This is a genomic window from Limosilactobacillus rudii, assembly GCF_014145455.1.
Lineage (GTDB): Bacteria > Bacillota > Bacilli > Lactobacillales > Lactobacillaceae > Limosilactobacillus > Limosilactobacillus rudii.
Map to the genome: position 1 here is coordinate 1 of NZ_JACIVB010000013.1, position 237 is coordinate 237.

The 237-nt window shown below is 49.8% G+C and carries 1 rRNA gene; it reads left to right on the forward strand.

Going from position 1 to position 237, the window contains the following annotated elements:
- Positions 1-237, forward strand: a 16S ribosomal RNA gene (locus tag H5S39_RS00320); the annotation flags it as partial.

Genomic DNA, 237 nt, shown 5'->3' on the forward strand with positions numbered 1-237 from the left:
GCCCAACTGATAGATGATGCTTGCATCAGCTTGACGTTGGATTCCCAGTGAGTGGCGGACGGGTGAGTAACACGTGGGTAACCTGCCCCGGAGCGGGGGATAACATTTGGAAACAGATACTAATACCGCATAACAACGAAAACCACATGGTTTTCGTTTAAAAGATGGCTTATGCTATCACTCTGGGATGGACCCGCGGTGCATTAGCTAGTTGGTAAGGTAACGGCTTACCAAGGC